This window comes from Methylophaga sp. OBS1 (genome assembly GCF_026319365.1).
Map to the genome: position 1 here is coordinate 172,682 of NZ_JAPDMS010000004.1, position 13,040 is coordinate 185,721.

General features: G+C 52.7%; 15 protein-coding genes. 10 read left to right on the top strand and 5 right to left on the bottom strand.

The genetic code is table 11. The features are described from left to right. The first annotated feature begins 115 nt into the window (after positions 1-115). Positions 116-778 (top strand): CsiV family protein, encoded by a 663-nt coding sequence (locus OMQ46_RS12235; RefSeq protein ID WP_266237287.1) that lies wholly within the window; start codon positions 116-118, stop codon positions 776-778. On the opposite strand, the gene OMQ46_RS12240 is transcribed toward OMQ46_RS12235, so the two are convergent. After that, positions 753-1,496 carry an S-methyl-5'-thioinosine phosphorylase gene (locus OMQ46_RS12240; RefSeq protein ID WP_266237288.1) on the bottom strand — a complete coding sequence of 248 codons (744 nt, stop codon included), beginning with the start codon at positions 1,494-1,496 and terminating at the stop codon, positions 753-755. The genes OMQ46_RS12235 and OMQ46_RS12240 overlap by 26 nt on opposite strands. Further along, a complete protein-coding gene (locus tag OMQ46_RS12245) occupies positions 1,493-2,038 on the bottom strand; it encodes a hypoxanthine-guanine phosphoribosyltransferase (protein ID WP_266237289.1) in 546 nt (181 codons plus the stop codon). Before OMQ46_RS12245 ends, OMQ46_RS12240 begins: the two co-directional genes overlap by 4 nt. A gap of 73 nt (positions 2,039-2,111) precedes the next feature. On the opposite strand from OMQ46_RS12245, the gene OMQ46_RS12250 reads away from it, so the two are divergent. The 5 genes from OMQ46_RS12250 (at position 2,112) to OMQ46_RS12270 (ending at position 7,006) form a co-directional block, all read left to right on the top strand. Next, positions 2,112-3,029: an ABC transporter substrate-binding protein gene (locus tag OMQ46_RS12250; protein WP_266237290.1), complete on the top strand. Its 918-nt coding sequence runs from the start codon at positions 2,112-2,114 to the stop codon at positions 3,027-3,029. Beyond that, a complete protein-coding gene (locus OMQ46_RS12255; protein ID WP_266237291.1) occupies positions 3,022-3,795 on the top strand; it encodes an ABC transporter ATP-binding protein in 774 nt (257 codons plus the stop codon). Before OMQ46_RS12250 ends, OMQ46_RS12255 begins: the two co-directional genes overlap by 8 nt. Further along, on the top strand, positions 3,792-4,754 hold the full coding sequence (locus OMQ46_RS12260) for a FecCD family ABC transporter permease (protein WP_266237292.1): 963 nt from the start codon (positions 3,792-3,794) through the stop codon (positions 4,752-4,754). Before OMQ46_RS12255 ends, OMQ46_RS12260 begins: the two co-directional genes overlap by 4 nt. Positions 4,755-4,817: 63 nt before the next feature. Then, positions 4,818-6,362, top strand: coding sequence for a L,D-transpeptidase family protein (locus OMQ46_RS12265; RefSeq protein WP_266237294.1), 1,545 nt, complete (start codon positions 4,818-4,820; stop codon positions 6,360-6,362). Positions 6,363-6,418: 56 nt separating this feature from the next. Further along, positions 6,419-7,006, top strand: a complete 588-nt coding sequence (locus OMQ46_RS12270; protein WP_266237295.1) for a YcbK family protein — start codon at positions 6,419-6,421, stop codon at positions 7,004-7,006. A gap of 3 nt (positions 7,007-7,009) precedes the next feature. Here OMQ46_RS12270 and OMQ46_RS12275 read toward each other — a convergent pair whose 3' ends face one another. Beyond that, positions 7,010-7,426: a hypothetical protein gene (locus OMQ46_RS12275; RefSeq protein WP_266237296.1), complete on the bottom strand. Its 417-nt coding sequence runs from the start codon at positions 7,424-7,426 to the stop codon at positions 7,010-7,012. Positions 7,427-7,617: 191 nt separating this feature from the next. On the opposite strand from OMQ46_RS12275, the gene OMQ46_RS12280 reads away from it, so the two are divergent. Together OMQ46_RS12280 and ggt are read left to right on the top strand one after the other, a co-directional pair. Beyond that, positions 7,618-8,610 (top strand): rhodanese-related sulfurtransferase, encoded by a 993-nt coding sequence (locus tag OMQ46_RS12280; RefSeq protein WP_266237297.1) that lies wholly within the window; start codon positions 7,618-7,620, stop codon positions 8,608-8,610. Between the two features lie 7 nt (positions 8,611-8,617). Further along, positions 8,618-10,279, top strand: coding sequence for a gamma-glutamyltransferase (gene ggt / locus OMQ46_RS12285; RefSeq protein ID WP_266237298.1), 1,662 nt, complete (start codon positions 8,618-8,620; stop codon positions 10,277-10,279). On the opposite strand, the gene OMQ46_RS12290 is transcribed toward ggt, so the two are convergent. Then, positions 10,269-10,739, bottom strand: a complete 471-nt coding sequence (locus tag OMQ46_RS12290) for a hypothetical protein (RefSeq protein ID WP_266237299.1) — start codon at positions 10,737-10,739, stop codon at positions 10,269-10,271. The two genes, ggt and OMQ46_RS12290, sit on opposite strands and share 11 nt — an antisense overlap. A gap of 16 nt (positions 10,740-10,755) precedes the next feature. Beyond that, complete coding sequence (locus tag OMQ46_RS12295; protein ID WP_266237300.1) at positions 10,756-11,196, bottom strand: hypothetical protein; 441 nt, start codon at positions 11,194-11,196, stop codon at positions 10,756-10,758. 30 nt (positions 11,197-11,226) lie between these two features. Between OMQ46_RS12295 and OMQ46_RS12300 the strand changes: the two genes are divergently transcribed. Both OMQ46_RS12300 and OMQ46_RS12305 read left to right on the top strand, forming a co-directional pair. Next, complete coding sequence (locus OMQ46_RS12300) at positions 11,227-11,994, top strand: TatD family hydrolase (RefSeq protein WP_266237301.1); 768 nt, start codon at positions 11,227-11,229, stop codon at positions 11,992-11,994. A 134-nt stretch (positions 11,995-12,128) separates the two neighbouring features. Continuing rightward, positions 12,129-13,040 (top strand): AAA family ATPase, encoded by a 912-nt coding sequence (locus OMQ46_RS12305; protein WP_266237302.1) that lies wholly within the window; start codon positions 12,129-12,131, stop codon positions 13,038-13,040.

The window sequence follows — 13,040 nt, forward strand, 5'->3', positions numbered from 1 at the left end:
GTTTAATCAGCATTGATCAAGCTGATAATAGCAGTAATCAGCCAGTGGGCGTATGACTTGAATCTTGTCGCTTATTCGATGGACAATAAGCCCGACCCCTAACTCCAAGGTTGCCATGAATCTCAATACATTTTTTTTACGCGTCGCTCTGCTGGCTTCACTCAGCATCTTGAGCACCAGTGCTTTCGCCCAACAGTGGTATCACGTTGAACTGGTCGTTTTCGAACGCTTGAGCGGTGCCAACGCCGAGCACTGGCCAGTGATGAACAATATCCGAAGTGGCAGCCTGAGCCCGCAAATGGCTAATAATCAGATTCAGCCAGCCGCTGTGGAAACACTTGCCGGCGTTTCTCAGCGTTTGCAGAATGCGTCCAATTACCGCGTGCATTATCACAAAGCCTGGCAACAGCCGATGCTCAGCAAAGGGAGCGCCCGTTCAATTCAAATCAACTCTGATAATGGTCTGGTAGAAGGTGCGCTCAAAGTTTACCGCGTCAATTACCTGCACGCGGATATTGATTTATGGTTCAAGGAGAATGGTAGCAGCCTCAGCAACTGGAACGCGGCGACACCTGAAGGCGTGGAGCTGGGCGGACCGCGCAATCCGAACCTGGCGCAAATTCGGCGAATCAAATCCAAAGCCCTGAATTACTTCGATCACCCGCGTATTGCCGCCATTCTACAATTGACCCCGGTCGCCGCCCCGGCGTCGGCAGTATCCAAAACGCCGGAAAGCTACTCACTGCCGGAGACTAGCGAAGCGACTGAAGGCCAATAACACCAGCAATCACTGCCTGCACATTCTCCATACCGGCGGCCAGCGTCTGTTCAATCTCGGTCATGCTCAGCTCGGCATCAGTAACGCCAGCAGCCCAGTTGGCGACCACTGCCAGCGTGGCATAGTGAATGCCGGCTTCTTTAGCGAGATAAGCTTCAGGCATACCGGTCATACCCACGAGATCGCAACCATCTCTTGCCATGCGTCTGATCTCTGCTGCGGTCTCCAGTCTCGGTCCCTGAACGGCACCATAGGTGCCACCATCTACCAGGTTCAAAGACAGCGCTTGCGCTACTTTCAAAATGGCTGTTCGAACTGACGGCTGGTAAGGATGCGTGAAATCGATATGTTTGTCGGGACTGAAAGCATCGCTGAAAAAGCTCTGTTCCCGGCCATGGGTGTAATCAATAAGCTGATCCGGCACCGCCAGTGTCCCCGGCCCGTATCGCTGACTGATACCACCCACGGCAGCCACAGCCAGAATATGTGTCACCCCCAGCTGCTTTAAGGCATCAATATTGGCGCGGTAATTGACACGGTGTGGTGCGATTTGATGCTGATCGCCATGCCGGGGTAGAAAGACCACCTGCTGGCCGTTCAGCTGGCCGATTTTCAGGGGTGCCGACGGCATACCAAAAGCTGTTTCGATATCGCGGCTGTCATCAATAATCAGCCCCGGATATTGCGTCAGACCGCTGCCACCGATAATACCGATCATGATGAAGGCTCCCTGACGGCATAAATCGCGGGCAGATTTCGCCAGTATCCGGCCATATCCATACCAAAGCCGAAAACATAGCGATCCGGCACCGTCAGTCCCAGATACTCCGGTATGGTTCCGACCTTGTCTTGACGAATTTTATCCAGCAGACAGGCACAGCGCACAGAAGCCGCCCCGGCCTCATGGCAATACGCTCTTAATGCTGCCAGTGTCTGTCCCTGGTCGTAGATATCTTCCACCAGCAGAACATGTCGCCTGTTTAAATCAACCCGTGGCTCAGATTGCCAGACCAGCTCGCCTCCCACCGTTTTGTCACCGTATCGGCTGGCATGGATGTAATCGAGCTCCAGCGGGAATAACAGCCTCGGCAGCAGATGTCCGGTTGTCATCACTGCCCCGTTCATAACACAGAGCACCACCGGTGCCTGCTCCTGGTAATCCCGGCTCAGCGCCTCAGCCATTTCGTCCAGGGCCTGATTGATATCATCCATGTCGTAAAGCAGGTCAGCCTGCGCCAGCATGGCCTCGTATTCTGTCATTTTATTTTGTTCCTCTTGGCTGAAGGGCTTGCCGATCTCTCATATAATGTCAGATTTTGCTTTGGGATAAATCATGCGCCGATTCTGGCCGCTTATCATTTTCGCGCTGATGCTGATCGTCATCGGACTGGTCAGTCAGCGAGACGCCGCGTCACCTCAACAAACAGCAGAGGCCGGTTATCAGCGCATTATTTCACTGGCGCCCAGTATTACCGAAACACTTTTCGCTATTGGTGCAGGCGATAAACTGGTCGCGGTGACCGATTATTGCGATTATCCCGCCGCGGCTCGCTCACTGCCCACTGTCGGTGGTTACACAGATACCAGTCTGGAAGCCATTGTGGCGAAAAAACCGGATCTGGTCATCATGCTACAGGGCCAGCAACGACTGCGTCAGCAGCTGCAGCAACTGGGTATCAGCACTCACAGCATCGATAATACGACCCTGTTCGGTATCCAGGCAGCCATTGCCAGTACCGGTCAGGTAACCGGTCACGAACAGCAGGCAAATGATTTGCTGGCTGAGATTGAACAAAAAATCAACGCAGTACGCGCCAGAGTCGAATCTCAGCCACCAGTGCGCACCCTGGTGTCGATTGCCCATTATGTTAACAGCGATCAGCTGGAAACCGTCTATGTCGCCGGCCAGCATGATTTTTATAATGACCTGCTCAAGCTAGCCGGTGGTATCAATGTGTACCAGGGAACCAGAGTCATGGTGCCATCGGTGAGTGAGGAAGGCCTTATCCGTATGAATCCGGATGTTATCATCGACGTTTTCCCGGAAGCCGACGACCATCAGAGCGATATGGATCTTGTAATGCAACAGTGGCAGCAATTGAGCAGCGTCAGCGCCGTTCTGTCAGGTCGGGTGCATATTATCCAGCGTGATTATGGCAGTGTCCCCGGCCCCAGAATCATCAGGCTGCTGGAAGACTTTGCCCGCCTGCTACACCCTCAACTCGATTGGAATGAGGTCGCTGATGATTGAGGTACGGGCGCTGGATGTGCGCCTGCAGGAAAAAACACTGTTATCCAACATCAGTTTTTCTCTGAATGCGGGTGATTATCTTGTGGTGGTAGGTCCTAACGGGGCCGGCAAAAGCAGCCTGCTCAAAGCGATGATGGGCATAATCGATATCAACAACGGCGAGATTTTGTTCCATGACCTGCCGCTTTCAGCCTATCCCCAGCGTGAACTCGCCAGACTGATCAGCTATGTACCGCAAAACAGCGGCCGCGAGTTACCGTTTGCAGTAGAAGATTTTCTCAAAATGTCACGTTACGCCCATCACTCGGCGCTGTCAGAATGGCAGCCGGAGGATCAGGCTGCAGTGGAAGATGCACTGCGCATCACCAACACCGCACAGTTCCGCCAACGCCAGATGGCCACCCTCAGCGGTGGTGAAAGCCAGCGGGTTATGATTGCCGCGGCACTGGCTCAACAAACACCGGTGATGCTGCTGGATGAGCCTACCAGCTACCTGGATCCGCATCATCAGGTGGAAGTCCACCGGGTGATCGCAAGATTGAACCAGCAACTGGGAATGACCGTGATTGAAGTCAGCCACGATATCAACCATGCCGGACAGAGAGGCCGTCAGGTACTGGCCCTGGCCGAGGGTGAAGCCGCCTGGCAGGGTCCCGGTGAAATTTTTCTGGAACCGGAGCGTCTGCGGCGACTCTATCAGCAGGACTTTGTCTTCGTCACTCATCCGCGTAGCGGCCGAACCATCGCACTGGCGGATGCTTTATGAGCACCTCAGCCAAACTGGCCCTGCTCACTAGCTTAAGCCTGGCTATGATGATACTGGCCCCCTTTGCCGGTCTGGGCGACATCACTGACGAAGTGGTCAGACAACAGATCCTCTTCGAAATCCGTCTTCCCCGTACCCTGTTTGCTTTTGTCGCCGGGGCCGGTCTCGCCCTCTGCGGTATGGTGTTTCAGGCGATGTTTCATAATCCACTGGCGACGCCATTCACACTCGGTGTCGCCAGTGGCGCCTCTTTCGGTGCCGCTTTAACCGTGTTTCTGGGATTGAATATTTCACTGCTGGGTTTTGATGCCATCACGCTGGGCGCTTTTATCGGGGCGCTGGCCGCCATCAGCTTTGTCTATGGCATCAGCCGTCTGCATTACGGCTTTTCGATTGAAACTCTGCTACTGACCGGGGTCGCCACCAGCTTCTTCTTCTCCAGCTTGATTCTGTTTACACAATATCTCAGTAATATCAATGACTCTTTCCGGATTCTGCGCTGGTTAATGGGCGGTCTCAGTATCAGTGGTTATCAGTCACTGCTACAGCTACTGCCAATAGTGGCTTTCAGCGCGGGTGTGATGATCTGGCTCAGTCGTGAGCTGAATCTGTTGATGGCCGGTGATGATATTGCGATCAGTCGTGGTGTCGCCGTCAAACGCGTTCGTTACCTGCTGTTCTTTACTACCTCGCTTTGCGTCGGCGCGATTGTGGCTTTGTGCGGACCCATTGGTTTTGTGGGCATGATGGTGCCCCATATCTGCCGTCTGATTATCGGTACTGACCATCGCTGGCTGATTCCCGCTACACTGATTTTTGGCGGCGGCTTTCTGATTCTATGTGACAGCGTGGCAAGACTTATCATTGCCCCAGCTGAATTACCCGTCGGTATTATTACCACGCTGCTGGGCGGACCTTTTTTCCTGTGGCTGCTGGTACGTAGCCGTCGCGCAGCTTGACCCTCCTTCACACGCATGTGATCATCAATTCAAGATTGAGGGTGTAACACCAACGAGGCAGCTGTGACAGCAAGGAATGGGCTGGTTTTGATTGTTCTGGTGATAGCGATAAGCTCACCATTGCAGGCCTATTCTCTACCCGAAAACCTGCCGGTCCCCGATCATCCGCAACTGGCTATCTTCACTGACAATCACCAGCCTATCTGGCTGAATGAGCTGCAACTCAGCCAACAGGGCCGACAAGCGCTGCACTTTCTATCCACGGTAGCCCAGCATGGGCTGGAACCTGAAGACTATCATCTGGACCTGCTGCAACAGTTATCCTCACCCGACAATGCCGAATACGCCCGTTATTTTGATCTGCTGCTGACCGATGCTTTACTGGATCTGATTCATGACCTGGCGATTGGGCGGCTGGATCCGACTCAGGCCGATCCCCAGTGGCATATTCAGCGCGACGACATCGATCCGGCAGCCATCCTGCAAAACGCTCTGCTGAGTCCGCATCTCGGCGATACCCTGAATCAGCTGCTGCCGAAATCGAGCCAGTATCATCAGATGACTGAAGCCTTATCTGAATATCGTCATTATGTTGCCCGTGGCGGCTGGGAGACATTGCCGGAGAATATGCCCCGACTATTGAAACCGGGGACTGAGCATGAGGCAGTGCCGGCACTGCGCAGGCGCCTGTCTACAGAAGACTTTTACCATCCCCGCCCCTCGCTGGAGGATGCCACTCACTACGATGAAACACTGGTGCAGGCAATTAAACAATTTCAGCGTAAACATGGCCTGAAACAGGATGGCATTGTCGGCCCCAACACCCTGGCAGTGCTGAACCTATCAGCACAGGCCATGGTCGACAAAATCCGTATCAATCTCGAACGCTACCGCTGGTTACCTGACAACCTGGGCGAACGCTATCTGCTGGTTAATCTTGGCAGCTATCAACTGACAGCCGTGGAAAATAATGACATCAAACTCAGCATGAAAGTGATTGTCGGTAAAGAGACCCGCTCTACCCCCAGTTTCAGCAGTGCCATGAGCCACATTGTGATCAATCCCTACTGGAATGTGCCCCACAAGCTTGCCAGGCGTGACCTGCTACCCAAGCAGAAAAAAGACCCGGATTACTTTTTTCTTAATGCGTTCAATATTTTCCTGCGTGGAACCGGCTTTGAAAGCCCCGTCGATCCCTACCTGGTCAACTGGGATGAGGTCACTGCCGATAACTTTCCCTTCCGTCTGCAGCAGCGCCCGGGTGAACAAAATGCCCTGGGCAGGCTCAAGTTCATGTTCCCCAATCCGTGGAGTATCTATCTCCATGACACCCCCGATAAAGCCCTGTTTGAGGAAACCCAGCGTAATTTCAGTTCAGGCTGTATCCGTATCGAACAACCATTGGCGCTGGCCGAATTCAGTCTCAACCGTGACAATGCCAGGGAATCTGTCGTCAACAAAATTGAAAGCGGGCGTAACCTGGGTGAAAAGCTGGAACAGCCGTTGCCAGTTTATGCGGTTTATTTCACTGTCTGGCCTTATCAGGGCGAGGTTTTCTTTTCCACCGATCCTTACAAACGTGATCAGCGGATGCTTAAATTCTTGTAAGGCAAAAACTTTTGGTTATAATTGTTCAAATTTTGAACAACTGATGAGGTGAGCTCATGCTGGCAAAAAAGGGCAAAAAATCTCCCTATATCGACGGTGAAACCTGTGAATTCAGACGCCGTTTTCTGCAACTCGGATTAGGCGCCACTGCCACACTGGCCATGCCCAATGCTTTTGCCAACGTGTTAAAACAACCGGAACGTTCCATCAACCTGATGAATCTCCACACCGGGGAACATGTAAAGGCCACCTACTGGGCGGAAGGTGCTTATCAGGCAGATGAGTTAAAGGCGATTCATCGTGTTCTGCGGGATCACCGTACCGGTGATATTCATGAAATCGATCAAAACCTGATTGAAATGATGAACCTGCTGCATCAAAAAATGCACGGCAAACAGCCCTTCCACGTTATCTCAGGCTATCGCTCACCAAAAACCAATCAAATGCTGCGTCAAAACAGTGATGGCGTCGCCAAGAAAAGTCTGCACATGCAGGGTAAAGCGATTGATGTCCGCCTGCCCGGGCGTCAGTTGGATGAACTGCGTAAAACCGCATTGGGCCTGAAAGTCGGGGGGGTCGGCTATTATCCTGGCTCAGAATTCATTCACATCGACACCGGTCGCGTGCGGAGCTGGCAGGGATAAAGATCAGCTGAAGGCCTGCAATTCATTCATCAGTCTCTCAGCCAGCTCCCGGAAACGACGCATCTTTTTGTGATATTCACGGCTGAAAGTTTTATGTTCGCGCTGCATATCTTCGTGATTCAGTGCCATCATTTTATGCAGGCGCTTATTCTTTTCGATGTCTATATGGGAAGGACAAGCCGGCGGACACTGCTTCTCCAGTCCACAACGATAACGATTTAAGTCTTCGTTGTGCTTGTCGATCCGAGCCTTGTGAATATCGAGTTTGGATGACTGTTCAGGCAGGGCTTTTTCCAGCATGTAAAGCAGCGCTACCAGCCGCTGAGTTTCATGTTGCCAGTCTTCAATCTCCTGCCTCCAGCGTTCATCGTCCTGCTGCCACTGGTCATTGATGAGTCTGAGCTTTTCCTGTTCGTCCATGCTTCGCCACTCCCGTCGGTGCAACAACGCCTGGTGGTTATGCTTTATTATTGTTCGATAATATTACGCCTGTTGCTTGAAAAGTAAAATCTCAGATACCCATTTACAAATGGGCCTTTGATTAGACAGGACAGTCCAGCTAAATCTAAGTAAAATAACGGGTTTAATTCAGTACCTCAGGAAAGATCATCATGGCCGAGATCGTTGTTTGCGCCCTCTATAAATTCGTTACCCTGGATGATTTCCAGGCAAAGAAACAACCTTTGCTGGACTTCATGCTGAAGAATGAAATACGCGGTACGCTTCTGCTGGCCAAAGAAGGCATTAACGGTACTGTCGCCGGTTCGCGTGACGCGATCAATGGCCTGCTGGATTATCTGAGACAAGATCCCCGGCTGGCTGAAATCAGCTATAAAGAATCCTACACTGACAATTCGCCGTTTATGCGAAGCCGGGTCAAGCTGAAAAATGAAATCGTGACCATGGGAGTCGAAGGGATTGACCCCAAGCGTGTGGTCGGCACCTATGTCAAACCCACTGAATGGAACCAGCTGATTTCTGCACCGGATGTGTTGCTGGTCGATACCCGCAACGATTATGAAGTTCAGGTCGGCACCTTCAAAAATGCGGTTAATCCGAAGACGGACAGTTTCCGCGAGTTTCCGGAATACGTTAAAAGCCATCTGGATCCGAACAAGCATAAAAAAGTCGCGATGTTCTGTACCGGCGGGATTCGCTGTGAAAAGTCGACTGCTTACCTGAAAGAACAAGGCTTTGAAGAGGTCTATCACCTGGAAGGCGGTATTCTTAAATATCTGGAAGAAGTACCGGCCGAGCAGTCTCTCTGGGAAGGCGAATGTTTTGTGTTTGATGACCGCGTGACCGTTAATCATCAGTTAGAAAAGGGAGATTACGATCAGTGTCATGCCTGTCGCCTGCCGATCACCGAAGAAGATAAACAAAGCCCGCTTTATCAAAAAGGCGTGAGCTGTCCGCACTGTTACCATCAGACCACTGACGATCAGAAGCGCCGGTTTGCTGAGCGTGAGAAACAGATTCAACTGGCCCGTCTGCGCGGTGAAGCCCATATTGGCCAGGAAACAGCCGAAGCCGCGGAGCTGAATCGACGCAAGAAACGCGAACGCCGCGAAGCTGATAAACAAGCGACAGAAAAACAAGCTTAACGCGGATATGCCCCAGCTGATTGTCAGTCTTTTTCTCTGTCTTTTTGCCTTATCTGCCACTGCAGAGACGAAACCGGCCGCTATTGCCAGTGCCCATCCGCTGGCAACCCAGGCCGGTTTTGAAGTTCTGCAACAAGGGGGCAATGCCTTCGATGCAGCCGTCGCGGTGACCGCTGCGCTGGCCGTCGTGGAGCCCGCAGGTTCAGGTCTTGGCGGCGGCGGTTTCTGGTTACTTCACCGGGCTGAGGATGGCTACCAGGTGATGATTGATGGTCGTGAAATGGCACCGGGCAAAGCGCACAGAGATATGTACCTGGATCAGAATGGTCAGTTCCAGCCCGAGCGCTCACTGAATGGGCCCCTGGCTGCGGGCATCCCGGGAATCCCGGCCGGCCTGGTGCATTTAAGCCAGCAATACGGTGTTTTACCGCTGCATACCAGTCTGCAACCGGCCATTCGCTATGCCCGGGCGGGCTTTGCCGTCACAGAAGGTTATCAACATCTTGTCGGCTTCCGCCGTGATACCCTCCGTCAGTACCCTGAAGCCGCCGGTATTTTTCTCGACCAGGGCGAGGTCCCTGACATCGGCAGCTTGATACGCCAGCCCGATCTTGCCGTGACACTGACGTCGCTTGCCAACCAGGGACATAACGGCTTTTATCAGGGAGATGTCGCCGATAAGTTGGTTGCTTCGGTGCAGCAACACGGCGGTATCTGGACCCACACCGATCTCAAAAACTATCAAGTCATCGAACGCGAGCCGATCATCGGTCATTATCACGGCCACCGGATTACCTCGGCGCCTTTGCCCTCATCCGGCGGGATTGTACTGATGCTGAGTTTAAATCAGCTGGCCAGCTTTGAGCTGCAGCAAGCTGATGTGACTCAACGACGCCACTGGGTCGTGGAAGCCATGCGTCGGGCTTATTTTGATCGCAGCCGTTATCTCGGCGATGCCGATTTTATTGATGTACCGGATCATCTCACCAGTCCGGCTTATGGCCGTGAGCTGAGCCGCAGTATTGACGCTGACAAAGCGACAAGCAGTGATGCTCTGCCGATTAACCAATCGGCCGGTGAAAACACCACGCATTTTTCCGTTATCGACCAGCAGGGGAATCGTGTCGCGGCGACCCTCAGCATCAATTACCCATTTGGCTCCGGTTTTGTGGCAGAGGGAACCGGCGTCCTGCTCAATGATGAAATGGATGACTTTTCCGCCAAAGAAGGCACGGCCAATGTCTATGGACTGGTTGGTAATCAGGCCAATGCCATTGAACCCTACAAGCGTCCTTTGTCGAGCATGTCGCCCACTTTTATTGAAAATGATGAACGCTTGATGATCACCGGCACCCCGGGCGGGAGTCGCATTATCAGTATGGTGCTGCTGAGTCTGCTGGATTTTGTAGACGGTCGTTCTGTTGAAGAGATTGTTGCTGCACCGCGCTACCACCATCAATATCTGCCCGATGTGATTCAACTGGAAAAAGACGGATTCAGTGAGGCTGAGATTGAGGCACTGAAATCGCGAGGCCATGAGATCAAGCAACTTAATCGTCGTTATGGCGATATGCAGGCAGTGATAGTGAATAAAAAAAGCGGTGAAATCAACGCCGCCAGTGATCCCCGGGGTGAAGGACAGGCAGAAGTCAGATCTGTTATGCCTTGAACCACCAGGTGATTTGTTTGGGCATCTCTCCCTGTCTTGCCTGCGCCAGTGAAGCCGTTTCCAGAATAATCAGAACAACGATGGTCAGAGAAATCGGCAGCAAACTGAACCACCCCACCACCGCTAATTGAATACCCCGCATCACCTGATCCGCCTGCATAAGCAGAAACAGCCAGCCCAGTCCGAATAAGGCCAGCGACACCAGGTAAGACAATAACAGGAATCGACCTCGACGCCAGGCCAGCAACCAGTGAGCATAAATCAAATCGGGCTGTGACCGTTTACCGGCACGCCGCATAATGGACATCACAACACCGGTCGAAATCAACATGGGCAGGCCGACAATCAGCCACAACATCTCTGTGTTAAACAAAATCGCCGGCAGTAGGAAATGAACGACTGACAGATTAAATAACAGCCGCTCATGGGCATCACTCGCTCTTTTGGCATCTTCCGTCATCCAGCGACCTCCTCCTTCAGTTCCCTTTTCGACTCTCGGCCAGCGCGCTGGTTTCCAGCACAAACAGTAACAAAACCATCAACAGCGTCGGCACCACCGCGAGACGGCTGAATATCACCAGCATAATCGTGCCCATGTTGCTGTCCGTCTGCAGCAAGGACATCGCTATACCCATCAGCATAATCAGCGCAGAAACGGCGTAGGCATAAAGCAGCCAGCGACAGTGCCGCCAGGCCAGTTGCCAATGCTGCTGTTGCCGGTCGTTAGCAAAATGATGGTGTCGTGCGTACCAGCCTATCCAGCCAATACTGAAGAGCGAACCCAGCAAAGCCAAACCCAGCAAAGGTAGCAAAACACCTGAGGCCAGCGCTACAATCGGTATCAGGATATGGAACAACGCCAGGTTCAGCATCATTCTTTCATGGGGAACACTGGCAGGCAGAACGCGTGTTTGCATCTGTTTCCTTGCTATTACAGGGTGCTATTTATGATGCCTCTAATTGACAGTCACTGCCACTTCGATTTTGATGCTTTCGACACCGATCGAGAACAGGTTTTGGCACACTGCCAACAATTAGGTCTGAGCCATATCATCGTACCGGGTGTCACACGGGCCCGCTGGCCATCCCTGCTACAACTCTGTGATCAGTATCCGATGCTGCAACCCGCGTTGGGTCTTCATCCCATGTTCATGCAGGAACATGAAGAGGATGATTTGTCAGCTTTGGAACAGGCCATCAACACACATCAGCCGCTGGCGGTTGGTGAAATCGGTCTGGATTTCTTTGTCCCCGGCCACGACAAAAAAGCACAGACGGCGCTTTTCAGAGCGCAAATTCAATTAGCGGAGCAATTTCAATTGCCGGTCATCCTGCACGTGCGCAAGGCCCATGATGAGGTACTCAAGGTACTGCGCCAAACCAAATTGACCGGCGGCATCGTACATGCTTTTAATGGCAGCATGCAGCAGGCTGAGTTTTATATGCAGCAGGGGTTTGTGTTTGGTGTCGGCGGCGCGCTGACTTATCCCAGAGCACAAAAACTGCAGCGGCTGTTCACCGATCTGCCGCTATCATCGATTGTGCTGGAAACCGATGCCCCGGATATGCCTCTGGCGGGCCATCAGGGGGAACGCAATTCACCGGAAATGATTCCGCAGGTGTTGGAGAAACTCAGCGAACTTCGCCATGAAACAGCAGCAGAAATCGCGGCTGCCACCAGCGATAACTGTCGCAGGCTGCTAAAACTCAACTGAACACTGTCAGTGCGGGCATGAATTTTTCCTTTTCTCGGAACAGATGGGATGAACCATGGTAAACCTATCCTGTCTAGTAGGAAGTCAACACATCAAGGCATCGGAACAACAGGAAATAAGGCATAGGACTCTTTATGGCCCAGACCCAGCTCGACGCAATTCTCGCGAGTATTAACAACGTCATTCTCGGCAAGCAACACCCCATCAAACTGGCCCTCACCTGCCTGCTTGCCAGAGGCCATTTGCTGATTGAAGATTTACCCGGTGTCGGCAAAACCACGTTATCCCATACCATTGCCAGTACCCTGGGGCTCACATTCCAGCGTATTCAATTCACCAGCGATATGCTGCCTGCCGATATTATCGGCGTGTCGGTCTACGAGCGTGACAGCGGCCGTTTCAGTTTTCATCCCGGTCCTATCTTTACCCAGCTGATTCTGGCTGACGAAGTCAACCGCGCTTCGCCAAGAACCCAGAGTGCACTGCTGGAAGCGATGGAAGAGCAGCAGGTTACTGTCGAAGGAACAACGCATACGCTGGCCTCACCGTTCTTTGTGATTGCCACCCAGAACCCGGCGAATCAGATTGGTACTTTCCCCCTACCCGAGTCGCAACTGGATCGCTTCCTGATGCGGATTGAACTCGGTTATCCCGATGCCAAGGCGGAACGCGCCCTGCTGCTGGGGCAGGATCGGCGTCAGTTACTGCGTGATTTGAAAGCGGTGGTCGACGTTGAGGATCTGCTGGCACTGCAGGAAAAAGCCAGCAAGTTACATGTGTCAGCGGCGCTGGTCGATTATGTTCAAAGCATTCTCAGCCATACTCGTGATTCCGGACACTATCACAATGGTCTCTCGCCCCGTGCTGGTCTGGGACTGCTGCGTGCCGGTCAGGCATGGGCCATGCTGGAAGGCCGCGATCATGTGTTGCCCGAAGATATCCAGGCCGTCTTACCCAGTATCGTCAGTCACCGTTTGCAGCGGCGTGAAGAAGACAGCCCCGAAGACTGGATTGATCAACTGATCCATCAGGTTGCGATCCCCTGA